The following is a 26,790-nucleotide window of genomic DNA, read 5'->3' on the forward strand; positions in this document are numbered from 1 at the left end:
ATAGGTATGAAACTTAAGTATTATCTTCGTGGAATGGGAATAGGAATTATCCTTACTGCGATAGTTATGGGCTTTGCTCTTGGGGGCAGAAAAGCCACCATCAGTGACGCTGAAGTTATTGAGAGAGCCAAATCCTTGGGGATGATTGATGGAAAAGGCGTTCTTGATTCCGGAACTGTAGATAGTGAGGTGGGATTAAACAGTGATACATATACATCCGATCCGGCACTGGATCAAACAGGAGAAGAAGTATCTGAAGAAATCAACCAGGAATTCGCTTCGGCAGGTGAATACATTTCGGAAATGGGTGTCGATGCGCAGGAAGGCCAAGGTGAGGAAACAGAAACTGGAGAATCTTCAGAGCAGTCTTCGGAATATACAATTTCCGAAGATACACAAGTCGCAACTTCCTCAGGATCAGATGTAGGAACTGGTACAGATAATAAAACAGAAACAAAAACAGATTCTAATAATAAAGCAAGTTCTGAAGATAGTCATCAGGAGATACAAGATGATGAGACGGCTGTTGTGGAGGAAATTGCAGCTCTTGGCGGCAAGACCAGCGTAACCAAAACAATTACTATACCGGGCGGGCTTGGTTCCGAAGGAGTAGCGAGAGTTCTTTATAACGAAGGTATTATTGATAACGCTGCCACCTTTAATAATTATCTTGTAGAGAGAAAGATGGACAGGATAATCAGATCAGGCGTTAAGACCTTTCCTGCAGGCTCTACATATGAAGATATAGCAAGAATTATTTGCCAGGGATAAGAGACGATACATGATTTTTATCATGGTTGTCTCTTTTTTGCTTATTTTTATATAAAAAGTGTTGAAATATGAATAATGCTGTGCTAATATTAGAGAGCTGTTGATTTATGGGATATTTATGCCCTGAATGACAGGCTGCCACTGGCAGTAACACAAATATGCACGTATATCTAATTCTCATTCCGGTGTCAGCGAGGCTGATCAGTATGAGAGTCCGGCAGAGAGGATGACGCTTTTTCTTTGCAATATCGGGCCAGGGATATACGGAAGATTTAACCAAATGGAGGTAATAAAATGAGCGTTGTATCAATGAAGCAGTTACTTGAGGCAGGTGTACATTTCGGACACCAGACAAGAAGATGGAACCCTAAAATGGCTCCTTACATCTTCACAGAGAGAAACGGAATCCACATCATCGATCTTCAGAAGTCAGTTGTAAAGGTTGACGAGGCTTACAAGGCAGTATTCGAGATCGCACAGCAGGGTGGAACAATCCTTTTCGTTGGAACTAAGAAGCAGGCTCAGGACGCAGTTAAGACTGAGGCAGAGCGTTGCGGTATGTACTATGTAAACGAGAGATGGCTTGGTGGTATGCTCACAAACTTCAAGACAATCCAGAGCAGAATTGCTAGAATGAAAGCTATCGAGAAGATGCAGGAAGACGGAACATTCGATGTTCTTCCTAAGAAGGAAGTTGCTCAGCTCAAGAAGGAGCTCACAAAGCTTCAGGCTAACCTTGGCGGAATCAGAGATATGAAGAGAATCCCTGACGCTATCTTCGTAGTAGATCCTAAGAAGGAAAGAATCTGCATTCAGGAAGCTGAGTCTCTTGGAATCACACTTATTGGTATCGGCGATACAAACTGTGATCCTGAAGAGCTTGATTTCATCATTCCTGGTAACGATGATGCTATCAGAGCTGTAAAGCTTATCGTTGGCAAGATGGCAGATGCTGTTATCGAAGCTAACCAGGGCGCTGAGTCAGATGCTGCAGCTAACTATGTAGCAGATGAGGCAGAGGCAGCTGAGGCTGAGGAAGTTAACGAGTAATTTTTTTAATGAGACAAGCGAAACAATAATAAATACAATTTTATGTTTGCATATACAATTGTATTTATTATTGATTTCATTTGGCGAATAGCCAAAACGAGGAATTGTTTACAATTCCGAGTCTTGTCTCATAATTTTATATAATTATATAAATACGGAGGATAAATAAATGGCTATCACAGCAGCACAGGTTAAAGAGTTACGTGAGTCAACTGGCGCAGGTATGATGGAGTGCAAGAAGGCTCTTACAGAAACTAACGGAGATATGGATGCAGCCGTTGAGTATCTTAGAAAAAATGGTATTATGAAGGCTGAGAAGAAGGCTAGCAGAATTGCAGCTGAGGGTCTTACAAGAGTTGCTCTTAAGGATGACAAGACAGCAGCAGTTGTAGAGGTTAACTCAGAGACTGACTTCGTTGCTCAGAACGACCAGTTCAAGGCTTTCGTTGAGGCAGTTGCACAGCAGGCTGTTAATTCAGATGCTAAGGATCTTGAGTCATTCATGGCTGAGAAGTGGAACCTTGATGAGTCACAGACTGTTAATGATGCACTTGTAGCTATCACAGCAGTTATCTCAGAGAAACTTTCTATCAGAAGGTTTGAGAAGGTTGTTGCTTCTAACGGTATTGTTGTTCCTTACACACACGGTGGCGGAAGAATTTCAGTTATCGTTGAGGCTGAGACAGATGTTGTTAACGACGAGATTAAGGATGCTATCAAGAACGTAGCTATGCAGGTTGCAGCTCTTAATCCTAAGTTCGTTTCTTCTGAGGATATCTCAGAGGAATACAGAAACCATGAGAAGGAGATTCTTCTTGCTCAGGCTATGAAGGAGAACGAGGAGCTTCCAGAAGGCAAGAGAAAGCCTCAGGAGATCATCGAGAAGATGCTTGTTGGACGTCTTAACAAGGAGTTCAAGGAAATCTGCCTTAACGAGCAGGTTTATGTAAAGGCTGAGGATGGCAAGCAGTCAGTTAGCCAGTATCTTGCACAGGTTGGTAAGGCAAATTCAGCTAACCTCAAGATCAAGAGATTTGTACGTTTCGAGACTGGCGAAGGTATCGAGAAGAAGAACGAGAACTTTGCTGAGGAAGTTGCTAAGCAGGCAGCTGGTCTTAACTAATCGTTTACAGATATTTTTGAGCTTCGGAATTTATTCCGGAGCTCTTTTTTTATCCTTTATTTATTTTGATTTTGTTGTATACTAGTAGGGTATGATTTTTATGCAATGTTGGGAGTGAGTAATTTTGAATCAGTCAGTAACTATCAAAGGTACAAAATCAGGAATAATCCTTGTACTTGATCCTAGCGTGCCGTTTACTCAGCTTCGAGATGGAATAAAAGAAAACTTTCTTGAAGCAGCTTCATTCCTTGGCAAGAATAATATGGGGCTTATCATCAGGGGGAGAAAGCTCTCGGAGTCTGAGGAAAAGGAAGTTATTAGTATTATCGAAGCTAATACTAAATTGAGTATAACTTGTGCAATCGACGAGGAGTCAGAGACAGAGAGACTTTTTAAAGAGCCAGTAAGGCATGAAGAAAAGCCTATTCCTGAACAGTCTGAGATTATCACACAGAACGTTCCGGCAGATGTATGTGATAATAATGCGCAGATTCTGGTTGGAAATCTTCGTTCCGGACAAGATGTTTCCTGTGAACAAAATGTAGTAATACTTGGTGATGTTAAGCCTGGTGCAAGCGTTACTTCCTATGGAAGTATTTTTATCTTGGGAGAACTAAGAGGAAATGCGTTTGCGGGAGCAGGTGGTGACCAAAATGCTATAGTAATGGCTCTTAAGCTTAACCCACTTCAGGTCAGAATTGCAGATGCAATTGCTATTTCACCTGATGCAGAAAAAGGCCCTAAGCTTAAGCTCAAGAAAAAGAAAATTATGGCAAGTGAAAATGAGCCGGAGGTGGCATACATAGAAAACGGTCATATTGTAAAGACTATGTATGGACCATCATTCTTAAGACAATTTGGAAAATAATAATTTGGAGGATAGTATGGGAGAAGTTATAGTAGTAACATCCGGTAAGGGTGGTGTTGGTAAGACAACCACTACTGCCAATCTTGGTACAGGACTTGCCAAGCTCAATAAAAAAGTAGTTCTTATTGATACAGATATAGGTCTTCGTAACCTTGATGTAGTAATGGGACTTGAGAATAGAATCGTCTATAACCTTGTAGATGTAATTGAAGGCAACTGCAAACTTAAGCAGGCGCTTATTCGTGACAAGAAATATGAATCATTATTTCTTTTACCTGCTGCTCAGACCAAGGACAAGACAAGTGTAACTCCTGAGCAGATGAAGAAACTTACAGAAGAACTCAAGCAGGAATATGACTATATTATTCTTGATTGTCCTGCAGGTATCGAACAGGGCTTCAAGAATGCTATAGCAGGAGCTGACAGAGCACTTGTTGTTACAACTCCTGAGGTTTCAGCTGTTCGTGATGCAGATAGAATCATTGGTCTTCTTGAGGCTAATGAGATTGGCAAGACACATCTTATTGTAAACAGACTTCGTCCTGATATGGTTAAACGCGGAGATATGATGTCTGCAGACGATGTTATCGATATTCTTGCTGTTGAACTTATCGGACAGGTTCCTGATGATGAGAATATCGTTATAGCAACCAATAACGGTGAGCCTCTTGTAGGCGATAATTCTCTTGCAGGCCAGGCATATATGAATATCTGCAGAAGAGTAACCGGTGAACAGGTTCCTTTCTTAGACCTTGAAGCCAAGAAAGGTATCTTTTCTTGGTTTAAGAAAAAGTAATAAGGGGGAGGAACTATGAAACTATCAGATTTTTTTAAAAAGAAATCTTCAAGTGATGTTGCTAAAGACAGACTTAAACTTGTACTTGTTTCAGATCGTGCCACATGTTCTCCTGAGATAATGCAGAGAATTAGAAGTGATATCATAGAAGTACTTTCTAAATATGCCGAAATCGACATGGATGGAATCGATATTAATTTTACACAGATTGATACTGAAGAAAATAATGGCAAGACAGTACCTGCTCTTTATGCCAACATTCCAATTAAAAATATGAATCATACTGTAAAATAACTATGCTTAAACTCGGATTTCATCAGGATATCCGAGTTTTTTGTGTTTCTATGAAAGGCCAATTATGTACGAAGAATACAACGTAGGACTAACAACAGCAAAGGCCAAGGATTTATATAATCAGGGCTATGGAAACGTACAGGTAGATAATACAGCCAAGACTACACTGGATATTATTAAGGAGAATGTGTTTACGTATTTTAACCTCATTTTCCTGATAATGGCTATTTTACTTATAATTGCAGGCGCCTTTAATTCTCTGACCTTTTTACCTGTAATTATCTGCAATTCTCTTATTGGAATTGCTCAGGAGCTAAAGGCCAAGAAAATCCTGGACAAGCTTAGTGTAATAAGCCAGAGTACAGCAACTGTAATCAGAGATGGATCAGAAGATACGGTTGCTATTAGTAAGCTTGTGCTTGGAGATGTGGTCCTCCTTACCGCAGGAAGCCAGATATGTGCTGATGCAGTTGTAATAGACGGAGAAATTTCTGTAAATGAAGCTCTTCTTACCGGTGAAGCAGACGAGATTATTAAGACTAAAGATAGCGAACTTAAATCAGGAAGCTTTGTGGTTTCAGGAAGATGTCTTGCTGTTCTGACCAAAGTTGGTGCTGATTCATATATTTCCAAGCTTATGATAAAAGCCAAGAAAATGTCAGGAACTGAGCAGTCTGAGATGGTTAGATCAATTAACAGGATTGTCATTGCGGCTGGTATAGCGATTATACCTATTGGCATTTGCCTTTTTGTACAAAGCTTTGTTATACAGGGGAATTCTTTTGCAGAAACCGTGCCTTCTGTTGTGGCAGCACTTATTGGAATGATTCCGGAAGGTTTGTATCTTCTTCTTAGCATAACTCTTGGTCTTAGTACTATTAGATTGGCTAAGAGCAAAGTAATGCTTCATGACATGAGAAGTATCGAGACTTTGGCCCGTGTAGATACAATTTGCGTTGATAAAACAGGCACTATTACAGATAATAGCATGCTTGTTGCTGATGCAGTTCTTGCGAATCCGGGATATGAAAACGACGAAGAAAGACTTCGTGATATTGAGACTCTGATATCTGATTATATAGGCTGTGTTCCGGATGACAATATAACAATGCATGCCCTTGAAGACTATTTTAAGTATTCGACTAATAGGACATGCCTTAGTTTTCATCCTTTTTCATCTAAATACAAATATAGTAGCGTTCAGTTTGATGACGCTACTTATGTTATGGGTGCCCCTGAATTTGTTCTCGGGGATAATTTTGCTGCCTATAGCAAAACTATCAATTACTATGCATCAAAAGGGCTTAGGGTACTTTGTTTTGCCATTTATTATGGTGGCTGTGAAGGCTCTGAAGTACACGATCCCGCAAACGGCACTGTTTCTGAAAAAGCTCCTGAGGGAAGCATGCTGGGAGCATTGAATGTCCCTCTTGCATTCATTCTTTTGCAGAATCCTATTAGAGAAAACGCTAAAGAAACCTTTGAGTATTTCAAAAAACAGGGTGTAGACATCAAGGTTATTTCAGGAGATAGCCCTATTACTGTTTCGGAAGTTGCAAAGCGTGCCGGAATTAAGGGCGCTGATAAGTATATTGACGCCAGTTCGATAGAAGATAATGAGATTCCTGATCTTGTGGAAGATTATTCTGTTTTTGGAAGGGTATCACCGGAGCAGAAGCAAAAGATTATTAGGGCGCTTAAGAAAAAAGGACACACTGTTGCCATGACCGGTGATGGAGTAAACGACATTCTTGCCATGAAGGACGCAGATTGTTCTGTAGCCATGGCGGCAGGATCTGATGCGGCAATTCAGGCTGCTCAGGTAGTACTACTTGAAAGTGACTTTTCCAAGATGCCCGGTATAGTGGCAGAGGGTAGAAGAAATATCAATAATATAGAGAGATCAGCGACACTTTTCCTTGTTAAGAATATCTTTTCATTATTACTTGCCATTTTCTCTATTATCAATGTACTTACTTACCCATTGCAACCATCACAGATTACAATGGTAAGTCTTGTAAATATTGGAATTCCGGGATTTTTCCTGGCAATAGAACCAAATAATAAGAGAATAAAAGGACGCTTCCTTGTTAAGGTCCTTCTGAAGGCTATGCCTGCAGCTCTTACAGACTTTTTTGCTATAGCTGCACTTGTAGTATTTGGAAATACTTTCGGTGTAAAGGCAGATGATATATCTGTTGCATCGACATTTTTGCTGGCAATTGTAGGCTTTATTATTTTGACTAATATATCCGCGCCACTGAACAAATACAGAGTCAGAGTGCTGGTGGGATGTATACTGGGAATGATAGTGGGAGCCTTTGTGTTCCATGACTTATTCTCAATAAGTTATGTTTCAATAGAATGTGTTATGCTTTTTGTTCTTTTTGCAATAGCTACTGAGCCATTTATGAGATATCTGACAAAATTGTTCACCTTAGTTGAAAAAAGAATTCAAAAGAAAGCTTAAACTTCAATAAAAATTTAATAATTAAATGACAATTATATTTGATATTATGATATAATTAAATAGCATTCAATTATTTATGTGGGAGAGTATTAGATTATGGATAACAACGAAGAAAAATATGCAGCATTAAAATTGGAAAATCAGATTTGCTTTCCACTTTATGCATGCTCAAAAGAGATTATCAGAAAGTATAAGCCTTATCTTGATGAAATCGACCTTACTTATACTCAGTACATTACTATGATGGTACTCTGGGAGAAGAAGTGCGTAAATGTTAAGACTCTTGGCGAGTGTCTGTATCTTGATTCGGGTACTCTTACTCCTGTGCTCAAAAAGCTTGAATCCAAGGGGTATATCAGTAGAGTACGTTCTAATGAGGATGAGAGGAATCTTGTAGTTACAATTACAGAAGAGGGTGAGAAGCTTAAGGATCAGGCTGTCAACATCCCAAGTAAGATCGGCTCTTGCGTTTGCCTGTCAGCCAAGGATGCTGAATTACTGTACAGTCTTTTATACAAGATTATAGGAAATGTAAGATAATCTTTATTGATTTTTTTAATCAATAGAAATATAATAAATTTCGGCTTAAGTGTGCGTTTTTATCGGCTTTTTTAATTTTTTTGTCTTTAAAAGTGAAAAAATTAACGAAAACGCACATTCTTTTTGGAGGTTTTTATGAGTTCTCATACCCATGAACATCACCATCACCATGATCCTGAGCACACCAAAGTCATTGTTAACAGACTATCCAAGGCAATCGGACACCTTGAATCTGTTAAGAAGATGGTGGAAGACGACAGGGATTGTGCAGAAGTTCTTATACAGCTTTCTGCTGTCAGATCTGCTCTGGGAAACTGTGGGAAAGAGATTCTCAAGGAACACATCAGTCACTGCATTGTTCATGCGGTAGAAGATGGTGATGATGAAGCTATCATTGAATTAAATGAAGCTATCGACAAATTTATGAAAAATTCATGAGTGATCATGAAATATTGTGTGAAAGGGGCGTAACACCTTGGCTATTCCAAACTTAGTTAATTTTCTTATTTTATTTCCTTTCTTAGTTGCATTTCTTATCTTTATCCAAAAAGAAGCAACACCAGTGAGAAGCGCCACAATAATCCTTGGTGGCTTCTCTATCATGGCTGTAGCTATTTATGTAGCTGTAAATGTATTAATGTCCGGTGATACATCACAGTTCATGTATCTTGAAGAGGCACACATCGCTGACACCGTAATTATATGCGGCGAAGTATTTCTTATGTGTCTTGTATGTTTCCTCAGTATTAAATACAAAAAATACTACGCAATACTGATTTCAATGGCAGGTACACTTCCTGTACTTTGGATGGATTTAACAGGCAGAGCAGTAGAAGGCAATACTCACTTCCGTATTGATACCTTCGCAGCTGTTATGTACCTTATTGTTGGTATTGTTGGTATTCTTATCTGTATCTATGCTTCCGGTTACATGAAGGATTATCATCATCATCACAGAGATGTTGTTGATCGTTCAAATTATTTCCTTGCTCTTATGTTTGTATTCCTTGGAGCAATGTTTGGACTTATTTCTTCAGATAGCCTTTCATGGATTTATTTCTTCTGGGAGATCACAAGCGTTTGTTCATTCCTTATGATTGGATATACAAGAACTCAGGAAGCTGTAGACAATTCATTCAGAGCTCTCTGGATGAACCTTCTTGGAGGATGTGGTTTCGCTGCAGGCCTTATGTATTGTAACCTTGCACTTGGCATTTCAAATCTCAGCCAGGTTACTGATGCAAATGCATCCGAGCTTGTTATTATTCCTGTTACATTTTTTGCTTTTGCTGCTCTTACAAAGAGTGCACAGTTCCCATTCTCAAGATGGCTTCTTGGTGCCATGGTTGCTCCAACACCTTCAAGTGCACTTCTTCACTCAGCAACAATGGTTAAGATCGGTGTTTATATGCTGATCAGACTTTCACCTGTTATGGAGGGAACTCTTACAGGTATTATGATCACTGTCATCGGTGGATTTACATTCTTTGCAGCATCACTTCTTGCAATTACTGTTAGCGATGGTAAGAAGGTACTTGCTTATTCAACAATTTCAAACCTTGGTCTTATTACAGCCTGCGCCGGAACCGGTACTACAGAGGGTGTTTGGGCTGCAGTAATGCTTGTTTTGTTCCATGCAGTATCTAAGTCACTTCTGTTCCAGACAGTTGGTGATATCGAGAACTGTATGCACAGCCGTGATATCGAGGATATGCACGGTCTTATCATCAAGCTTCCAAGACTTGCATTCATTATGATCATTGGTATCTGCGGTATGTTCATGGCTCCATTTGGTATGCTTGTATCAAAGTGGGCAGCTCTTAAGTCATTCGTAGATTCAGGTTCAGTATGGCTTGTTCTTTTCCTTGTATTCGGTTCAGGTTCAACACTTTTCTACTGGGCAAAATGGCTCGGCAAGATTTGTACTGTAATCCATCAGTCATTTGAGCTTGAGGATATTACTCCTAAGAGTGAAATGGTTTCTATTTTCCCTCTTACAGCTATGATTGTTGTTATGTGCTTTGCATTCCCTTGGATGTCAGGACATATGATCCAGCCAATTCTTGATGAGGCATTCCATACCAACATTCCGGATGTTATCGGTGGAAGTGATGTAATTATCATGATGATCATGGTAACAATGATTTTCCTTATTCCTATTGGAGCAAGATTCTTATCAATTGGTAAGAGTTCTAAGATGACAATGTCTTATGTTGCCGGTGTTAATGCTGGTGATGACAGACATTACATTGATTCATTCGGCAAGGAAAGAGCTCTTTACATGTCCAACTGGTACATGGAAGATTTCTTCGGTGAGAAGAAGCTTCTCTGGCCATGCATTTGGGTTTCAACAGTTCTTGTTCTTGTTATGCTTATTGTTGTAGTTGGAGGTGCTATCTGATGAATGTTTGGATTATTGTAAAAGCTTTACTTTATATTCTTTTGGCACCACTAATTGGCGGCCTTATGTCAGGTCTTGACAGAGTATTTTCTGCTCGTATGCAGGGAAGACAGGGCCCACCTGTTATTCAGCCATTTTATGATGTTAACAAGCTGCTTCATAAGCAGACAACCGTTGTTAACAGTATTCAGGTTTTGTTTGTAACTGTATACCTTATCTTCACTATTTTTACCGGAACACTTTTCTTTGCCGGCGGTGATATGCTTTTGGTATTCTTTGCGCTGTCCATGTCAGAGGTTATGCTTGTTCTTGCAGCATTCTCTACAAATGGTCCTTACAGTATCATGGGTGCACAGCGAGAGCTTTTGCAGATGATGTGTTATGAGCCTATGACTCTTTTAGTTGCTATTGGTTTCTATTATGCAAACGGAAGCTTCATGGTTAATGACCTTATCGAGTCACCTGTACCTGCAATTGCTCGTATTCCAGGCTTCTTTATCGGATTTGTATTTATACTTATAATTAAGCTTCGTAAGTCACCCTTTGACCTTAGTACATCACACCATATGCATCAGGAAATGGTTAAGGGTCTTACAACAGATCTTTCCGGTAGCAACCTTGCACTTGTAGAAATCGCAGAGTGGTATGATCTTGTTCTTATGCTTGGTATCGTAGGAATGTTCTTTATTACAAACAATCCTATTAGCCGTGTTTGGGCAATAATTGCCTGTGCGGTTGTATTTTTCCTGGAAACACTTATTGATAATCTGTTCCCACGAGTTAAATACAAAACAATGCTTATTGTCACATGGAGTGTGATTCTTGTATTTGCAGGAACTAATCTGTTAATTCTTAACGTTTTGAAATAAGTATAGAAGGGAAGAGAATAATGAATATTTCTAAATCACCATGGGTGTTACATTATGACGGTTCCAGCTGTAATGGCTGTGATATAGAAGTTCTAGCCACAATGACTCCTCTTTATGACGTAGAGCGTTTTGGCATTATCAATACCGGTAATCCTAAACATGCAGATGTTTTGCTTCTTACAGGCGGCGTAAATGCTCAGACAGCTCCTGTAATCAGACAGCTTTACAACATGATGCCTGATCCTAAGGTAGTAGTTGCCTGCGGTATCTGTGCTTGTGATGGCGGTATTTTCAAAGAGTGCTACAACATTCTTGGCGGTGCTGACAAGGTAGTTCCTGTTGATGTTTATGTTCCGGGATGCGCTGTAAGACCTGAAGCTCTTATCGAGGGTGTTGTTAAGGCAGTTGGTATTCTTGAAGAGAAGAGAAATAAGCTTAAAGAGTCTATGAAGGCCGGCTACTGTACAGTAGATTACAGCAAAATGGCTGTGCATATGACTGCAGATGACTATGATCCAAGTACTCAGTATGACGCTGTTCTTACAGAGGAAGCTCTTAGACAGCAGGCTGAGGAGAAGATTAAGGCTAGTGCTAAGCCTGCAGCTCCTGCTGCAAAACCGGCTGCACCTGCCGTTAATGCCGCAGCTGCAAAGCCAGCTCCAGCACCTGCTACACCAGTTAATGCTGAGAAAGGAGAAAACTGATTATGAATATGGATTTTACAAGTGTTGCTCCTGAAAGCATTTTGGATGAGGTTCAGAAGCTGAAATTTGCCGGATATCATCTTATGCAGCAGTGCGCTACGCGTATTCCTGATGGTTTCGAGCTTGTTTATACCTTCGGTAAAGACTACGAGGTTAAGCAGCTTAAGATCACTCTTTCAGAGGATCAGGAAATTTCAAGTATCTCAAGCGCATTCCCGTGTGCTTTCATTCATGAAAACGAGATGCACGATCTTTTCGGTGTTAACATCAAGATGATCAACTTAGATTTTGAAGGTAAGTTCTATCGCACAGCGATCGAAACACCATTTAAATAATTGGAGGAACCAAAAATGTCTACAAAAAGTGTAATTCCATTTGGACCCCAGCATCCGGTTCTTCCGGAACCAATTCACCTTGACCTTGTTATGGAGGATGAGAAGGTAGTAGAAGCTATTCCTTCCATCGGTTTCATTCATAGAGGTCTTGAGAAGCTGGTAGATAAAAAAGATTTTAATGAGATGGTATATGTTGCAGAGCGTATCTGCGGAATCTGTTCTCTTGGCCATGGCCTTGGATATTCTGAGGCTATTGAGCACATTATGGATATCGATGTGCCTTCTCGTGCTAAATACCTTAGAACAATCTGGTCAGAGCTTTCAAGAGTACATTCACATCTTCTTTGGCTTGGTCTTTTGGCCGATGCTTTCGGATTTGAGTCTCTTTATATGGATTGCTGGAGACTTAGAGAAGATGCTCTGGATATGTTCGAGCAGTCAACAGGTGGCCGTGTTATCTTCTCAATCATGAAGGTTGGCGGTATCAGAAGAGATGTATCCGATGAAATGCTCAAAGACTTCTATCAGAGAATTAACAAGATGGAAGAGGATCTTAAGGTTATTGCTAAGCCATTCCTTACAGATGCAGCTGTTCAGACAAGACTTCGCGGTGTTGGATATCTTTCCGCAGAACAGGCTGATCTTCTTGGATGCGCAGGACCTTTCCTTCGTGCCAGCGGCGTAAACAGAGATATCAGATGCACAGGTTATGCTGCATACGGAGATATCGATTTTGAGCCTATCATCAGTAATGAAGGTGATTCATACGCACGTACAGAGTGCCGTATCAAAGAGATTTTCCAGGCATTTGATATTATTCGTCAGTGTATCGACAAAATGCCTAAGGACGGCGAGATTGATGTTCCTGTTAAGGGAATGCCAAACGGCGAATATATGATGAGAATCGAGCAGCCTAGAGGCGAAGCTCTTTACTATGTAAAGGCTAACGGCACTAAGTTTATAGACAGACTTCGTGTCCGCACCCCCACATTCTCTAACCTTCCGGGTCTTGTTGAGACTCTTAAGGGATGCGACCTTGCTGATGTACCTATTCTTGTTCTTACAATTGATCCATGTATCAGCTGTACAGAGAGATAATGTTTTATTGAATCGGAAATATGTCGATGTGTGTATTTCTTGATAAAATGATTGGAGATTAAAAATGGCACTTGCAAGTTTCAAAAATACAATTCTTCATAATCTTGTGTCAAAGCCTAAGACAAGGAAGGTTGAAAAGGAGTATCCTGTTGGTACAAGAGGACAAGTAGTAAATGACATGGATGTGTGTGTACTTTGTGGTCTTTGTTCAATCAAATGCCCTACACACGCTATCACAGTAGATAAGGCTGAAAAGACCTGGTCAATCAGACCTATGAGCTGTATTCAGTGCAGATGCTGCGTTGATAACTGCCCTAAGAAGTGTCTTTCAATGGGAACTCGTTTCCAGGAGCCTGGTTCTGATAAGGTTACCAAGACCTTCCATCAGTCTGAAAAAGCTATTGCTGCTCAGGAAGCCCTTATGAAGGCAGCTAAAGAGAGAGCAGCCGCAGCAGCTGCTGCAAAGGCAGCTCAGGCAGCCGCAGCAGGAAACGCACCTGCACCTGCAGCTCAGCCTGCACCTGCAGCTAAGGCAGAAGAGAAAACAGAAGAGAAATAATGATTTCTAAAATCACAGTTAAAGGGGCGGTACAGGGTGTTGGTTATCGCCCCTTTATATTAAAAAAGGCAACTGAATACGGTTTACAAGGGTTTGTACGAAATATTGGAGCAGCTGTAGATATACTTGTTAAGGGTGACGAAGAAACTATTCTTAAGTTCACTGAAATGATTAAAGGCGAGTATCCTTCAGGTGCTTTTATTTTGAATGTAGAAAAATGTGAGCTAAGTAATGAAGAATATACAAAATACCTTAGTTCTTTAAATATACAAGGTGATTTTGAAAAATTTGAAATAATTACCAGTGGGGAGATTGATCTTCCAAGCGAACTTCCTGTGTTTTTACCGGATATAGGTATTTGCCCTGATTGCATGTCGGAAATGCTGGATCCTAAAGATAGAAGATATCATTATCCTCTTATAAGCTGTGCAGGGTGTGGGCCAAGAATATCCATATTAAACATGCTTCCTTACGACAGGGACACTACCACAATGATAGATTTTGAAATGTGTCCTGAATGCGCTGCTGAGTATACTTTAGGGAGAAGAAGACATGCGCAGACTATATCCTGCCATGACTGTGGCCCTCAATATATCCTGATTGATTTCACTCAGAAAAGTTATTCTCAATGTAATACTAAAGATATAACAAAAATTATACGCAATGATAGCACTGATAACAGTTTAACTATCGAAAGGGCAATTTCTCTTTTACGAGATAATAAGATAATTGGCCTTAAGGGTTCTTCCGGATATCAGCTTGTATGTAAGCCAAATAATAATGCTGCATCCAATTTAAGACACACCAAAGGTCGTGAGAAAAAGCCATTTGCCGTTATGTTTTCCAATATAAAAGCCATCGAAGAATACTGTTATGTAAATGACATGGAAAAGGAGCTTCTTGAAAGCTCAGCTCGTCCCATAGTTCTTTTAAATGTAAAAAAAGCCTTCGATTATGAGGTATGTAAAGATAGTAGGTACATTGGTGCATTCCTTCCATCTGTTGGAATTCACAGACTTCTTTGTGATGCGGTTGGGCCGCTTATTGTCACGAGCGCTAATAAGTCTGATGAACCAATTATCATAGATGATGACGTTTTTCTTACTGAATTCAAGGGTAAAGGTGTGGATGCAGTTCTAGTCCATAAACGTAAGATAAATATGCCACAGGATGATTCTGTTATGTTTGTGGCAGAGCTTAAAGATGGAAAATACCTTAGCCTGTTTAACAGAAGGGCCAGAGGGTATGTGCCGCTTCCGATTTTCGTAAAAGAATCTAAGGATAACAATAATTCAGTAAAGGTACTGGCCTTTGGTGGCGACCTCAAGAGCACTTTTTCTTTTGGCTATAAAGATAAGATAATCCCATCACAGTATCTTGGGGATCTAAAAGACTTTGGCGTTAATGATAACCTCAAAAAGCTTCTTGCTTCTTACGAGGATATTTTCAAATTTAAGCCGGAAAGTATTGTTTGCGACATGCATCCTCTTTATGAGTCAGGAAGACTTGCTAAAGAGTATTCAAATAAGTATAATTTGCCCATATTTGAGGTTCAACATCATCATGCCCATATTTTATCAGTTATGGCTGAAAAGAGCTTAAAAAGCTGTATAGGTGTTTCTTTTGACGGAACAGGCTATGGGACCGATGGAAATATATGGGGCGGAGAATTCCTGTACTGTAACGGATCCGAATTTGAAAGATGCGGCCATATGAGTTATATTAAGCTCTGCGGCGGAGATAATGCATCAAGAAATGCAAAACTTGTAAAAGAGTGTTATTATAATGCAGCAAAGAATTCTAAAGAAGTACCGGGGCTGGTAAAAGCTGCTCTTGATAACAACATCAATGTGTTTAATGCATCTAGTGTAGGAAGGCTCTTTGACTGTGTTTGTGCGCTTCTTGGAATTAAAGAAGAAAACTCTTTTGAAGGAGAATGCGCTATAGCCCTTGAAAAAGAGGCATGGAATTATCTTGAAAGTCATAAAGAGGACGCAAGTAACGGAAGTTATTATAAGCTTTCATTTGAAATAACTAAGGGAGACGAAGGAAAATATATTCCTGATCAGACAGCTCTTTTTACTGATATTTGTTATGCCCTTTATGAGAAAAATATTCCTGCAGATGAGCTTTCGTATTCATTCCATATGGCCCTTTCTGATGTGATAGTCAGGGTCTGCGAATATATAAAAGAAAATAAGAAGGAGTCCAAGGTTTGCCTCTCAGGAGGCGTTTTTGGTAACAGACTTCTTTTGACAAATACATATCAGAAGCTGTTAGAAAGCGGCTTTGAAGTATTTGTAAATGAACTTGTTCCTGCAGGAGATGCGGGAATATCAGTAGGTCAGGCTTATTACCTGATGCTTAAGGAGGATTAATTATGTGCGTAGCACTTCCTGGAAAAGTTGTTGAGCTTAATGGCAACATGGCAACTGTAGATTTTAGCGGAAATAAGGTTATTGCTGATTCAGGGCTTGTGGATGTTAAGGTTGGCGATAACGTTCTTGTACATGCAGGCTGTATTATCCAGAAGATGGATGATGAGCTTGCCTGTGAAATCAATGAACTATTTAACGAAATAGAGGGCCTTAGTATTTAATATGATGGATTTAAAAGAGATAGTTAAGGCATTAAAAGAATACGATGGCGAGGAAGTTCGCATTATGGAGGTTTGCGGAACCCATACTGCGTCTATTTCCGAAAATGGCATTCCATCTATGCTTTCAGATAAGATAAAGCTTATATCAGGTCCTGGATGTCCTGTTTGTGTCACTGTAACTGCCGTGATAGACAAGCTTGTTGAGCTATCCATGAGAGAAGATACAATTGTGCTCACCTTTGGCGATCTGATCAGGGTAAAGGGCTCATCTAAATCGCTTGCTGATGCAAAGGGAGATGGAGCTCATGTTAAGATGGTCTACTCTCCAATGGAAACTGTTAAGCTTGCTGAAGCTGATCCTGACCACACCTATGTTTTTGCTGCAATTGGTTTTGAGACTACAACTCCTGTATATGCCATGGTACTGGAAAAGGCCATAGAGAAAGGCCTTAAGAATCTTAAGCTTTTGACTTCACTTAAGACAATGCCGCAGGTAATAAGATGGGTAGTAAATAATGGCGGTGGAATCGATGGATTTATCGCTCCCGGTCATGTGGCTACAATTACAGGAAGTAATGAGTATAAAGAGCTTTCTGAGGAGCTTGGAATACCCTTTGTTGTTTCTGGTTTTGAAGGACCACAGCTTCTTACTACTATCTATGCACTTGTTTCCATGAAGGGTAAAACCGGCGTGAGAAATATGTATAAAGGTGCGGTTACTGAGTCAGGTAACAATAAGGCCAAAGAGATCGTAAATAAGTACTTTGTTCCATCTGATGCTTCCTGGCGAGGCATGGGCAAAATCCCAGGCTCAGGAATGGTACTTAGAGATGAATACAGGATGTTTGATGCAGGAAGCTATGACCTGGATGAAGACCATATGCCGGTTGGATGTTGCTGCGCAAGCGTTTTGGTAGGCAAAATAAAGCCTTGCGACTGTCCTCTGTTTGGAAAAAGCTGCACTCCGGATAATGCACACGGAGCCTGCATGGTTTCAACGGAAGGAAGCTGCTATAACTACTTTGTTTCCGGAAGGAAATAATTTTATTGGAGAAATATAATGAAGATAACAATGGCTCATGGAAGCGGCGGAGAATCAACTTCTGCGCTTATAAGAGATGTATTTGCCAAACACTTTCATAATGAAATATTAGATAAATTAGAGGATTCTGCAGTTGTTCCCGGAGCAGGAAGACTTGCTGTAACTACTGACAGTTTTGTAGTTACACCTATTCTTTTTCCCGGTGGGGACATAGGAAGACTTTGCGTTTGCGGAACAGTAAACGATCTTCTTATGAGCGGCGCAAGGCCTATGTACTTAACCTGCGGCTGTATCCTGGAAGAAGGTCTTGATATCGATGTACTTGATAAAGTTATCGCTTCAATGGCTGAAACTGCTAATGAAGCAGGTATTAAGATTATTACCGGTGATACTAAGGTTATAGAAAACAAAGGCGGCGAGCCTGGACTTATTATCAACACATCAGGTGTTGGTTTTATAGATGATAATCTTGATGTTCCGGGTCCATTTAAACTTCAGGATGAAGATCAGATCATTATTTCAGGCAATCTTGGAGATCATCATGCCGCAATTCTTGGTACCAGAATGGGCATAGAATCCAATATTGTATCAGATGCAGCACCTCTTTGTGAGATGGTTAATAAGCTCCTTAATGAAGGTATCAGAGTTCATGCTATGAGAGATGTTACAAGAGGCGGCCTGGGAACAGTTCTTAATGAATTTAGTTCTTCTTCTAAATGTACAATTGAACTGGAAGAGGAGGCACTTCCAGTATCCCCCGCAGTTAGAGATTTTTGCGGAATACTGGGGCTTGATCCAATGTATATGGGTAACGAAGGAAAAATGGTTCTTGCTGTTCATAAGGATGATGCTCAGAAGGCAGTTTCTCTAATAAAAACATCAAAATATGGCGAAAACTGCTGCATTATCGGTAAGGTTTCGAAATTAGAGGAATCATCCGATAATAATAGTGTGGTCCTTAATACTAAAATAGGCGGAAAACGTATAATTGGTCTGATGTACGGAGAAGGTCTTCCAAGAATTTGTTAAATGATGTAAAATAGGTTTTGAATTTTAAAAAGAGATTTTTCCCGTTCTATTGAAAGGAATTATATATTTAATGGAGTTCAAGAGAATTAATAAAGATACAGTAACATGTATTATTACTGAAGATGATATGGATGAACAGGGCATTAAGCTTGAGGATCTTTTCGAGAAAAAGAAGGAAGCTATGGATTTCCTTCACGAGGTCATGAGAAAAGCCGAGGAAGAGGTAGATTACAAGCCAACCGGTTCTTTTATGCCTATGCAGATTACAGTACTTCCTGATCATTCCATTTCACTTACATTATCAGAGAATGCTTCCGCTTCCTTTGGTGAGATCCTTCGTAACCTTACTGACAAGGCCGGAATCAAGATTCCTAAGAATGTTCTTGAGGATCTTGGAGACTCAGTTGATGAAGAACGTATCAACAGACTTAACGAATATCTTAAGAGCCTTAAACAGCTTACCAATTCTGTTAAGAACATCATGGAAGAAAACGGAATTGCCAAAGATCAGGATAGTAGCGAGAAGATAGAGATCAATCAGAATGCCAGCGTAGAAGATGGCAAGAAGAAAGCTGCGCTTATTTCAAATGGCGTATCAAGACAGCCACAAGCTCATTCTCCTGAGGATAAAGAGAAGCGTGATGCAAACAGACTTAAGTTCCATGAGTATGTATTCACCTTCAATGATATCCGCACAGTGATTTCTTTCTGTAGTAAAGCTCCTGCGGATCTTAAGATTAAGAGTTCTCTTTACAAGAATTCAGTTGATGGCAAGTACTATCTTGACCTGCAGAGAGAGAACGAGGATCCTAAGGCTTTTGCAGCTCTTTTCACGATGGCTTATGAGTTTGGACATTTCCAGGCTACCAATCAGCATGTTATAGCTCATTACAAAGAGAATTTTGAATGCATTATTGAGAATAATGCACTGTATGAGCTTGCTAAAGCTTGTTAAACTTGTTTTAGGCACATAATATGGAGCGGTTTAGATTTATGCTGAGCCGCTTCTTTTTTATATAAGGATAAGAGAATGCGATTAAATCAATATATAGCGGCCTGTGGTGTTTGTTCCAGAAGAGAAGCAGACAAACTTGTAGCTGCAGGAAGAGTTAAGGTTAACGGTAGTATCCCTCAGCCCGGACTTCAGGTTGAAGAAACGGATGAAGTTTACGTAGATAACAAAAAGATAAGCCTGGTTATCGAGGATGTTGTTCTTGCGTATTATAAACCAATCGGAGTCGTATGTACTGAGAAGGACTCCCATGCTGAGAGATGCGTAACTACTGAAATTAATTACCCTACAAGAGTTACTTATGCCGGCAGACTAGATAAGGATTCTGAGGGACTTCTGATTCTTTCTAATGATGGAAATCTCATCAACGCAATGATGAAATCCTCCAATAAGCATGAAAAAGAGTATGAAGTGGAAGTTGATAAGGAAATAAACGGTGACTTTCTTAAGAAGATGGCGAATGGCGTCTATCTTGAAGAACTTGACAGAACTACAAGAGGCTGTAAGATTACAAAGACAGGCAAAAAGAGCTTTCGAATCATACTTACACAAGGTCTTAACAGACAGATCAGGCGCATGTGCCAGGCACTTGGCGCCAATGTAGTGAAGCTAAAAAGAATACGAGTTATGACAGTCAAGCTCGCAGATTATGAGCTTAAGCCCGGGCAGTACAAAGAACTGGATAATAGAGCAAAAGATGATTTGTACAGAGCTTGTGGCCTATTAAAGAAATAATAATTAGAAATTTGTTGGGAGAAATTTGGGGATTATGGCACAGATTACAGATGAAATCAGAAAAGAATATGATGCTTTGACAGCTGAGATCAAGCATCATATGGATTTATATTACAATCAGGATGAGCCTGAGATATCGGACTATGAATACGATCAGCTTATGATTAAGCTTAAAAAATTCGAAGCAGATTATCCTGAGCTTATTTCTAAGGATTCTCCAAGCCAGATCATCGGAGGCGTTGCCAAAAGAGAAGCTGGTGTCAAAATTACGCATAATGTTCCTATGCTTTCAATTGAAGATGTATTTACAACAGAGGCTGTAACCGAGTGGGCAGGAAAGGTGCATGCCCTTCACCCGGATGCTTTGTTTTCTGCTGAAATAAAGATTGATGGTCTTAGTATGACCCTTAGATATAGAAAGAGTGATGAAGATAATAAGCTTCATTTAGAGCTGGCTGAGACAAGAGGCGATGGTCTTATCGGCGAAGATGTAACTGCCAATGCTCTTATGATTCCTGATGTTAAACAGGTCCTGGATCTTCATTATGATTATCTTGAGCTTCGCGGAGAGGTATATATGTCACACGAAGACTTTGAGAAATTCAATGAAGAGCAGGAAAAGCTCGGTAAAAAGACTGCTGCAAATCCAAGAAACCTTGCCGCAGGAACTTTAAGGCAGCTGGATCCAACCATTACAAGAGACAGAGGCCTTAGAATGTTTGTTTTTAACATTCAGGATGGCCCTTCGGAGCTTATGGAATCTCATTGCCAGGGCCTTGATATGCTGGCAGCGGCAGGAGTACCTGTAGTATTTCATAAAAAATGCTTTTCAGCAGAAGAAATTCTTAATGCCATAAACGAGATAGGTGCAATGAGAGAAAATCTTGAATACGATCTTGACGGTGCTGTTATCAAGGTTGACCATACAGCCTGGAGAGATGATTTCCCTGCAGGAAGCAAGTACTCAAGCGGACATATTGCCTATAAGTATCCTCCTGAGGAACGCGTAGTTGTGATGGATGAGATTATTGTAGATGTAGGAAGAACAGGAAAGCTTACATTTACAGGAAGTTTCCACGACAGAGAAACCGGAAAACCCGCAAGACTTTGCGGTACCAGTGTATCCAGAGCAACTCTTCATAATCAGGACTACATCAATGAGATGCAAATAGGTATTGGGGGCGAATACAAGCTCTTTAAGAGCGGAGAGATCATTCCTAAGCTTAATGGCTGTGTAAAAGCTCCTGAAATCGTATATAAGGCTCCTGAAACTTGCCCTGTATGCGGATCAGTTCTTGTAAGAGAAGAGGATACGGCTGATATCAGATGTATAAATCCTACTTGCCCGGCCCAGGTCACAAGAACTATTGCTTACTTTACCAGTAGAGATGCCATGAATATCATGGGTCTTGGAGATACACTTGTGGATGCACTTGTTTCTGAAGGATATCTTCATACCTACGCTGATATTTACACTCTTTATGAACATAGAGATGCACTTGTAGAAAAGGGCATTATCGGAAAAGAAAAGAATACTGACAAACTCCTTGGCGAAATCGAAAAGTCCAAGGAAAATGATCCGGTAAGACTCCTTACAGGTCTTGCAATCAGAAACGTAGGAAAATCTACTGCAAGGGAAATAATGAAGCATTTTGACAACCTTATGGATCTTACCAAGGTTACAAGAGACGGCTTTTTGCAGATACCTGATATTGGTGAAACTACCGCGGAAGATCTATATGAATTCTTCCATGATGAGAACAACCTTCATGTTCTTGAGAAGATGAAAGAACTTGGCCTTAATATGCAGGTACCTGTAGATGAGAATGCCTCCGATAAGCTTGCAGGAATGACAATCGTTGTTACAGGAACTCTTCCTACACTCGAAAGAAAAGAAGCAGAAGAGCTTATTGTTAAAAACGGTGGAAAGGCTTCAGGAAGTGTTTCCAAAAAGACAAGCCTTGTTCTTGCAGGAGAAGCTGCAGGAAGTAAGCTCACAAAAGCTAATGAACTTGGAATTAAGGTAATAAATGAAGCAGAATTTCTTGATATGCTTAAATAATTGCAATAAAAACAATGATAAATACTGATATAATCATAATAATAGTTACTTGCAACGAGGTGAAAAGACATGCCAATTAAAATCCAAAATGATTTACCGGCTAGAGAAATACTTGAACAGGAGAATATTTTCGCAGTAGACGAAAACAGAGCTCTGCACCAGGATATCAGATCTCTTCAGATTTGTATTCTCAACCTGATGCCTCTTAAAGAGGAAACTGAGCTTCAGCTTCTGCGCTCCATGTCCAATACACCTCTTCAGATTGATGTATCCTTTATGCAGATGAGTTCTCATCATTCTAACAACACATCGCCTAACCATCTGAACAGATTCTATAATACTTTTGATGAACTTAAAGATAACACCTATGACGGACTTATTATCACAGGTGCTCCAGTTGAGCAGATGAAGTTCGAGGAAGTGGACTATTGGGACGAGCTTTGCAAAGTATTTGAGTGGTCCAAGACAAATGTAACTTCAACCTTCCATATTTGCTGGGGCGCTCAGGCCGGAATATATTACCACTATGGTATCGACAAGAAACCCCTGGATGAGAAATTGTTCGGTATTTTCAAACACAGGGTAATGAACAGAAAAGTGCCTCTTGTGCGTGGATTTGATGACGCTTTTTATATGCCTCATTCCAGACATACAGAAACTCCAGCCTCAGAAATTGAAAATTGCGATGATCTTGTTGTTTTGGCCAAGTCACCCAGAGCAGGTATTTTCCTTTGCATGAATAAGACCGGAAGTCAGATTTTTGTAATGGGCCATGCTGAATATGACAGACTTACTCTTGATTCCGAGTATAGAAGAGATCTTTCAAAGGGGCTTAAAATCCACGTTCCGGACAACTATTATCCCGATGATAATCCTGATAATAAACCTGACCTTTTGTGGCGTTCTCATGCCAATAACCTTTATACAAACTGGCTTAATTACTATGTATACCAGAACACTCCGTATAAATGGGGCCAGATTCTTGATGATGAAAAGATAAAGATGGCTTCCAAAGCACTGACCAAGAAGGTAGAAGATAATGGATAAGAAACTTAGGAATATATACACTGCTTTTCCTGAAGGAAAGCACAAAGTACTTACACTTAGTTATGATGATGGAAAAATACCTGATAAGAGGCTTGTAGCTCTTTTTAATGAGTATGGACTTAAAGGCACCTTTAATCTTAACGGTGGTCTTGAGAAGGCTCCCTTTAAAGAGTTCTATCAGGAGCATATTCCGCTATCTGAAATAAAAGAGGTATATGAAGGCCATGAAATCGCCTGTCACACCTTTACACATCCGACCATCGCAAGATGCCCCAAGGAACAGATAGCGCAGCAGGTTTTGGAAGACAGAAAGGTCCTTGAAAAAATCCTTGGAAAGACCGTAAGAGGAATGGCCTATCCCAATGGCTCTTTTGACGACAAGGTAGTTGAAGTTTTTAAGAGCTGCGGAATTGTTCATGCCAGAACTGTTAACCAGACACTTTCTTTTGAGCTTCCTTCAGATTTTATGAAATGGAATCCTACATGCCGTCATGCAGATCCAAGTCTCGAAGATCTCTGCAAGGATTTTACTAACTTCCATAAAACTCAGTACCTTCAGATGTTCTATGTTTGGGGCCACAGTTATGAGTTTGACAGAGATAATAACTGGCATATCATTGAGAAATTTGCCAAGGATATGGGTGGCCACGAGGATATCTGGTATGCAACCAATATAGATATAGTTGATTATTTGGATGCTTCAGACAGAATCCAGGTTTCTGTAGACGGAACCTTTGCATATAATCCAAGTGCTATACCGGTTTGGATTGAAGTTGATAAAAAACCTGTTAAATTATTACCAGGTAAATACACAGAAATTTAATAATAATTTAAGGTATAAATGCCTATTTTATGGCGTTTATACCTTTGTTGTTATCTTGTCTTTTACTAAAAAATACGATAAAATATTATTGTTAAGTCGATAATTTATTTGTGTTTTTTAACAGGGAGACTTTTATTATGGGCCTTACAATGGATAACGAGGATGTTGAAGTAAAAAGCACTGAAACCAAGAAAAAGCCAACTAAAAAGACAAAAGAAATGCTTGAAGAAAATGCAAATAAGATAGAGGAGCTCAAAAAAGAGCAGGTTGATTTAAATGCTGCGCTTTCTGATCTGGATAAAGAGGAGAGTGCGTTAGGCGATAAATCAGCCCTTAAAATGAAGGTTACTCATAAGAAATTTGGCGATGGCGAAGTTATAACTCAGGATGGTAAATACATCGAAGTTAAGTTCGCTGACGTAGTTAAGAAATTTGTTCTTCCGGGATGTATCGCTGACAAGTTCCTTGAAGTAGCTGATGAGTCTGTCTACGAATACTACGTTAAGAGTAATGAGATACATAAAAAGCGCATGAATACTGAACTCAAGATTAAATCTGCTGAGTTTGCTATTCAGCGTCATGAAGATGCCATTGAAAAGCTCAATGCAAAATTGAAATAATTACATGGATGAAAAAGGCACACTTTGGGAAGGGGTGTGCCTTTGCTTGTGAGATATAACTATTCGCAAAACACATGTTTAACGAACAATTAAAGCAAAAGACATAACAAAGCGGAATCATGCGATTCCGCCACCAAGTTCTCCTGCAATATTTATAGAATAATAATCGCGAATCTCTGAAATGTCACTGGTCATGCCAAGAATCCACATAAGCTTGGTAAGGGCTGCTTCGCCTGTCATGTCGTGTGCCTCAAGTGCACCGATTTCGAGAGCTCTTTTACCAGTTTCATAGACATCCATCTTGGAACCTTCGTATCTACACTGGGTTCCAACAACGACCGTCATGCCGTTTTGAATGAGTTTATCGAGTGTTCCTATGAAATCATGCTTCAAAAATGGCATTCCGCCGATTCCGTAGGCTTCGATATATAGGCCTTTGTAGCCCTGATCAGCGATGGATTCGATCAAGCTGCGGTGAATCCCAGGAAACATCTTAATCATGCAAACTTTGTCTGAATAGGAATTTGTAAGCTTGAAAATTCCCGTTCTTTCAGGCACTGAAGCTGTATCGATTTTCATTCCCAGAGAGCTTATGGTTGCTATATTAGGATAATTTATGCTCTCAAAGGCATCAAAATTCAAGGATCTGACCTTGGAAGCCCTGCATCCAAGCATTACTTTTCTGTTAAAAGCTACAAACACGCCTGGAATCTGGCTTGCAGCCATGTGTATCGCGCATCTGCAGTTTTCCATAGCATCCGCCACAGGATTTGTGATGGATAGCTGTGAACCTGTGATAACCACAGGAATTCCGATGTTTCTTAGCATAAAAGAAAGCATCGAGGAAGTATAGGCCAAAGTATCCGTTCCGTGAATTACAACGATGCCATCATAATCATTTCTGCAATCGCTTATCCGCTGGGCAAGCGCGCTCCAGTCCTCCGGAAAAATATTGGCGCTGTCCAGGGAACAGAAATCTTCTATCTCGATGTCTGTATCTCCGGATACCATCTTTAGCTCTTTTTGCATATCGTAGATGGAAAGCCCTGGAATCAGGCCATTTTGCTTCATTACAGCGGACAAGGTGCCGCCAGTATTGATAATCAGAATTTTCTTTTTCAAAATGCTCATCTCCTAAATTCAAAAATGAGCCGCTATCCCCGTCCTAGGGCTCATTCTGGGCGACAAAAGCTGCCATTATCTTGTCTCTTACGAGTTTATTGTACTATTCAACCTTATTCATGCCAAACACATCTTATTGAATAAATTCTGTTGCTGTAATCACTGAGTGTTGTGTAACCATCCTTAAGCGGATCTATGCAGATATATTCACCGTTTTCACTGCCAACGATCAGAACAAAATGATGATAACTAAACAAGCTCTTTCTGTGGACTTTTACGATTGGGTATCTGCCCTGAGACAGGCACTCATCGATAAAGGCCTTGTCCAAAGTGTTGTAAACCTCAACTCCGAAGCCGTCTATAGCATCCAGCATTCCCCACTGCATATTTCCTGCGCCATCGTAAACTCTTTTCTCTGTCAAAAGAGTTAGAAGCTGGCCTGGGTCCATAGGCTGTGAGCTTTCTGAAATGGCTGATGCAATGCAAGAAGTTATGCAGCCCGAGGATTCCATGGTGTACTTAGAGGTGCCAAGATTTTTGTCTGCCCAAGCCGGGTCATCCTGCCTGTATAGCACAACTCCCTGTGATACTGGATATTCCTCAGTACTTTTTATGTTCAGGCCTCCGCGATTCTTGACCACCTGCGAAAGCGCTACAATACAGACAATCGCAGCAACCACCAAAAATCCGAAGAGTACTTTATTTATTCTCTTTCTTCTTTCCATAATATTTCCTCTGTATAATGCGATATCCCAAGAATACCAGCACAGCCGCTGGTGAACATTACAATTATAGTCTTAAATGGAATAAGATTAAAAATC

Annotated in this window: 27 protein-coding genes; 25 read left to right on the forward strand and 2 right to left on the reverse strand. The window is 40.0% G+C overall.

Annotated features, from left to right (window positions below):
* The first annotated feature begins 6 nt into the window (after positions 1–6).
* From G613_RS0107715 to G613_RS0107835, 25 genes are all read left to right on the forward strand, one after another.
* Entirely contained in the window at positions 7–771 is a 765-nt protein-coding gene (locus G613_RS0107715) for a hypothetical protein (protein ID WP_029232117.1), read from the forward strand.
* A 294-nt stretch (positions 772–1,065) separates the two neighbouring features.
* Positions 1,066–1,821: a 30S ribosomal protein S2 gene (rpsB, locus tag G613_RS0107720; RefSeq protein WP_029232118.1), complete on the forward strand. Its 756-nt coding sequence runs from the start codon at positions 1,066–1,068 to the stop codon at positions 1,819–1,821.
* A gap of 169 nt (positions 1,822–1,990) precedes the next feature.
* A complete protein-coding gene (gene tsf, locus G613_RS0107725; protein WP_029232119.1) occupies positions 1,991–2,944 on the forward strand; it encodes a translation elongation factor Ts in 954 nt (317 codons plus the stop codon).
* 124 nt (positions 2,945–3,068) lie between these two features.
* Positions 3,069–3,812 carry a septum site-determining protein MinC gene (locus G613_RS0107730; protein WP_029232120.1) on the forward strand — a complete coding sequence of 248 codons (744 nt, stop codon included), beginning with the start codon at positions 3,069–3,071 and terminating at the stop codon, positions 3,810–3,812.
* Between the two features lie 16 nt (positions 3,813–3,828).
* Entirely contained in the window at positions 3,829–4,608 is a 780-nt protein-coding gene (gene minD / locus G613_RS0107735) for a septum site-determining protein MinD (RefSeq protein ID WP_029232121.1), read from the forward strand.
* A 15-nt stretch (positions 4,609–4,623) separates the two neighbouring features.
* On the forward strand, positions 4,624–4,902 hold the full coding sequence (gene minE, locus G613_RS0107740) for a cell division topological specificity factor MinE (RefSeq protein WP_029232122.1): 279 nt from the start codon (positions 4,624–4,626) through the stop codon (positions 4,900–4,902).
* A gap of 64 nt (positions 4,903–4,966) precedes the next feature.
* Positions 4,967–7,372, forward strand: a complete 2,406-nt coding sequence (locus tag G613_RS0107745) for an HAD-IC family P-type ATPase (protein WP_029232123.1) — start codon at positions 4,967–4,969, stop codon at positions 7,370–7,372.
* Positions 7,373–7,468: 96 nt separating this feature from the next.
* Positions 7,469–7,912 (forward strand): MarR family winged helix-turn-helix transcriptional regulator, encoded by a 444-nt coding sequence (locus G613_RS0107750; protein ID WP_029232124.1) that lies wholly within the window; start codon positions 7,469–7,471, stop codon positions 7,910–7,912.
* Positions 7,913–8,047: 135 nt separating this feature from the next.
* The gene (locus G613_RS0107755; RefSeq protein WP_029232125.1) at positions 8,048–8,350 is read left to right on the forward strand and encodes a metal-sensing transcriptional repressor; all 303 of its coding nucleotides are present in this window, start codon (positions 8,048–8,050) and stop codon (positions 8,348–8,350) included.
* Positions 8,351–8,474: 124 nt separating this feature from the next.
* The gene (locus tag G613_RS0107760; RefSeq protein ID WP_242826131.1) at positions 8,475–10,313 is read left to right on the forward strand and encodes an NADH-quinone oxidoreductase subunit 5 family protein; all 1,839 of its coding nucleotides are present in this window, start codon (positions 8,475–8,477) and stop codon (positions 10,311–10,313) included.
* Entirely contained in the window at positions 10,313–11,182 is an 870-nt protein-coding gene (locus tag G613_RS0107765; RefSeq protein WP_029232127.1) for a respiratory chain complex I subunit 1 family protein, read from the forward strand. The genes G613_RS0107760 and G613_RS0107765 overlap by 1 nt, the downstream gene beginning before the upstream one ends.
* A gap of 20 nt (positions 11,183–11,202) precedes the next feature.
* Positions 11,203–11,886: an NADH-quinone oxidoreductase subunit B family protein gene (locus G613_RS20040; protein ID WP_029232128.1), complete on the forward strand. Its 684-nt coding sequence runs from the start codon at positions 11,203–11,205 to the stop codon at positions 11,884–11,886.
* 2 nt (positions 11,887–11,888) lie between these two features.
* On the forward strand, positions 11,889–12,221 hold the full coding sequence (locus G613_RS0107775; protein ID WP_029232129.1) for an NADH-quinone oxidoreductase subunit C: 333 nt from the start codon (positions 11,889–11,891) through the stop codon (positions 12,219–12,221).
* A 15-nt stretch (positions 12,222–12,236) separates the two neighbouring features.
* Entirely contained in the window at positions 12,237–13,319 is a 1,083-nt protein-coding gene (locus G613_RS0107780; RefSeq protein ID WP_029232130.1) for a hydrogenase large subunit, read from the forward strand.
* Positions 13,320–13,383: 64 nt separating this feature from the next.
* Positions 13,384–13,878, forward strand: coding sequence for a 4Fe-4S dicluster domain-containing protein (locus G613_RS0107785; RefSeq protein WP_029232131.1), 495 nt, complete (start codon positions 13,384–13,386; stop codon positions 13,876–13,878).
* The gene (gene hypF / locus G613_RS0107790; protein WP_029232132.1) at positions 13,878–16,256 is read left to right on the forward strand and encodes a carbamoyltransferase HypF; all 2,379 of its coding nucleotides are present in this window, start codon (positions 13,878–13,880) and stop codon (positions 16,254–16,256) included. Before G613_RS0107785 ends, hypF begins: the two co-directional genes overlap by 1 nt.
* Positions 16,257–16,258: 2 nt before the next feature.
* Entirely contained in the window at positions 16,259–16,477 is a 219-nt protein-coding gene (locus G613_RS0107795) for a HypC/HybG/HupF family hydrogenase formation chaperone (protein ID WP_029232133.1), read from the forward strand.
* 1 nt (position 16,478) lies between these two features.
* On the forward strand, positions 16,479–17,519 hold the full coding sequence (gene hypD / locus G613_RS0107800) for a hydrogenase formation protein HypD (RefSeq protein ID WP_029232134.1): 1,041 nt from the start codon (positions 16,479–16,481) through the stop codon (positions 17,517–17,519).
* A gap of 18 nt (positions 17,520–17,537) precedes the next feature.
* The gene (gene hypE / locus G613_RS0107805; protein ID WP_029232135.1) at positions 17,538–18,548 is read left to right on the forward strand and encodes a hydrogenase expression/formation protein HypE; all 1,011 of its coding nucleotides are present in this window, start codon (positions 17,538–17,540) and stop codon (positions 18,546–18,548) included.
* 70 nt (positions 18,549–18,618) lie between these two features.
* The gene (locus G613_RS0107810) at positions 18,619–19,503 is read left to right on the forward strand and encodes an adaptor protein MecA (protein WP_029232136.1); all 885 of its coding nucleotides are present in this window, start codon (positions 18,619–18,621) and stop codon (positions 19,501–19,503) included.
* 75 nt (positions 19,504–19,578) lie between these two features.
* Positions 19,579–20,295 (forward strand): pseudouridine synthase, encoded by a 717-nt coding sequence (locus tag G613_RS0107815; protein WP_029232137.1) that lies wholly within the window; start codon positions 19,579–19,581, stop codon positions 20,293–20,295.
* A gap of 34 nt (positions 20,296–20,329) precedes the next feature.
* Complete coding sequence (ligA, locus tag G613_RS0107820) at positions 20,330–22,357, forward strand: NAD-dependent DNA ligase LigA (RefSeq protein ID WP_029674675.1); 2,028 nt, start codon at positions 20,330–20,332, stop codon at positions 22,355–22,357.
* 69 nt (positions 22,358–22,426) lie between these two features.
* On the forward strand, positions 22,427–23,404 hold the full coding sequence (gene metA, locus G613_RS0107825) for a homoserine O-acetyltransferase MetA (RefSeq protein ID WP_029232139.1): 978 nt from the start codon (positions 22,427–22,429) through the stop codon (positions 23,402–23,404).
* Complete coding sequence (locus tag G613_RS0107830; RefSeq protein WP_029232140.1) at positions 23,397–24,227, forward strand: polysaccharide deacetylase family protein; 831 nt, start codon at positions 23,397–23,399, stop codon at positions 24,225–24,227. The genes metA and G613_RS0107830 overlap by 8 nt, the downstream gene beginning before the upstream one ends.
* A gap of 137 nt (positions 24,228–24,364) precedes the next feature.
* Positions 24,365–24,847, forward strand: a complete 483-nt coding sequence (locus tag G613_RS0107835) for a hypothetical protein (protein ID WP_029232141.1) — start codon at positions 24,365–24,367, stop codon at positions 24,845–24,847.
* Between the two features lie 117 nt (positions 24,848–24,964).
* Here G613_RS0107835 and G613_RS0107840 read toward each other — a convergent pair whose 3' ends face one another.
* Both G613_RS0107840 and G613_RS0107845 read right to left on the reverse strand, forming a co-directional pair.
* Positions 24,965–25,969: an asparaginase gene (locus G613_RS0107840; protein WP_029232142.1), complete on the reverse strand. Its 1,005-nt coding sequence runs from the start codon at positions 25,967–25,969 to the stop codon at positions 24,965–24,967.
* 113 nt (positions 25,970–26,082) lie between these two features.
* Positions 26,083–26,694, reverse strand: a complete 612-nt coding sequence (locus G613_RS0107845; protein WP_029232143.1) for a hypothetical protein — start codon at positions 26,692–26,694, stop codon at positions 26,083–26,085.
* Between the last annotated feature and the right edge of the window lie 96 nt (positions 26,695–26,790).

Source organism: Butyrivibrio sp. VCB2006, assembly GCF_000420945.1.
In the GTDB taxonomy this organism is placed as follows: Bacteria; Bacillota; Clostridia; order Lachnospirales; family Lachnospiraceae; genus Butyrivibrio.

Excerpts from the sequence above, each read along its gene's own strand:
- hypE (WP_029232135.1), top strand. The coding sequence starts at position 17,538 with ATGAAGATAACAATGGCTCATGGAAGCGGCGGAGAATCAACTTCTGCG.
- G613_RS0107775 (WP_029232129.1), top strand. The coding sequence starts at position 11,889 with ATGAATATGGATTTTACAAGTGTTGCTCCTGAAAGCATTTTGGATGAG.
- G613_RS0107765 (WP_029232127.1), top strand. The coding sequence starts at position 10,313 with ATGAATGTTTGGATTATTGTAAAAGCTTTACTTTATATTCTTTTGGCA.
- G613_RS0107780 (WP_029232130.1), top strand. The coding sequence starts at position 12,237 with ATGTCTACAAAAAGTGTAATTCCATTTGGACCCCAGCATCCGGTTCTT.
- G613_RS20040 (WP_029232128.1), top strand. The coding sequence starts at position 11,203 with ATGAATATTTCTAAATCACCATGGGTGTTACATTATGACGGTTCCAGC.
- G613_RS0107755 (WP_029232125.1), top strand. The coding sequence starts at position 8,048 with ATGAGTTCTCATACCCATGAACATCACCATCACCATGATCCTGAGCAC.
- G613_RS0107795 (WP_029232133.1), top strand. The coding sequence starts at position 16,259 with ATGTGCGTAGCACTTCCTGGAAAAGTTGTTGAGCTTAATGGCAACATG.
- G613_RS0107745 (WP_029232123.1), top strand. The coding sequence starts at position 4,967 with ATGTACGAAGAATACAACGTAGGACTAACAACAGCAAAGGCCAAGGAT.
- G613_RS0107830 (WP_029232140.1), top strand. The coding sequence starts at position 23,397 with ATGGATAAGAAACTTAGGAATATATACACTGCTTTTCCTGAAGGAAAG.
- G613_RS0107845 (WP_029232143.1), bottom strand. The coding sequence starts at position 26,694 with ATGGAAAGAAGAAAGAGAATAAATAAAGTACTCTTCGGATTTTTGGTG.
- metA (WP_029232139.1), top strand. The coding sequence starts at position 22,427 with ATGCCAATTAAAATCCAAAATGATTTACCGGCTAGAGAAATACTTGAA.
- minE (WP_029232122.1), top strand. The coding sequence starts at position 4,624 with ATGAAACTATCAGATTTTTTTAAAAAGAAATCTTCAAGTGATGTTGCT.
- G613_RS0107715 (WP_029232117.1), top strand. The coding sequence starts at position 7 with ATGAAACTTAAGTATTATCTTCGTGGAATGGGAATAGGAATTATCCTT.
- hypF (WP_029232132.1), top strand. The coding sequence starts at position 13,878 with ATGATTTCTAAAATCACAGTTAAAGGGGCGGTACAGGGTGTTGGTTAT.
- minD (WP_029232121.1), top strand. The coding sequence starts at position 3,829 with ATGGGAGAAGTTATAGTAGTAACATCCGGTAAGGGTGGTGTTGGTAAG.
- G613_RS0107835 (WP_029232141.1), top strand. The coding sequence starts at position 24,365 with ATGGGCCTTACAATGGATAACGAGGATGTTGAAGTAAAAAGCACTGAA.
- rpsB (WP_029232118.1), top strand. The coding sequence starts at position 1,066 with ATGAGCGTTGTATCAATGAAGCAGTTACTTGAGGCAGGTGTACATTTC.
- G613_RS0107815 (WP_029232137.1), top strand. The coding sequence starts at position 19,579 with ATGCGATTAAATCAATATATAGCGGCCTGTGGTGTTTGTTCCAGAAGA.
- ligA (WP_029674675.1), top strand. The coding sequence starts at position 20,330 with ATGGCACAGATTACAGATGAAATCAGAAAAGAATATGATGCTTTGACA.
- hypD (WP_029232134.1), top strand. The coding sequence starts at position 16,479 with ATGATGGATTTAAAAGAGATAGTTAAGGCATTAAAAGAATACGATGGC.
- G613_RS0107750 (WP_029232124.1), top strand. The coding sequence starts at position 7,469 with ATGGATAACAACGAAGAAAAATATGCAGCATTAAAATTGGAAAATCAG.
- G613_RS0107810 (WP_029232136.1), top strand. The coding sequence starts at position 18,619 with ATGGAGTTCAAGAGAATTAATAAAGATACAGTAACATGTATTATTACT.
- tsf (WP_029232119.1), top strand. The coding sequence starts at position 1,991 with ATGGCTATCACAGCAGCACAGGTTAAAGAGTTACGTGAGTCAACTGGC.
- G613_RS0107785 (WP_029232131.1), top strand. The coding sequence starts at position 13,384 with ATGGCACTTGCAAGTTTCAAAAATACAATTCTTCATAATCTTGTGTCA.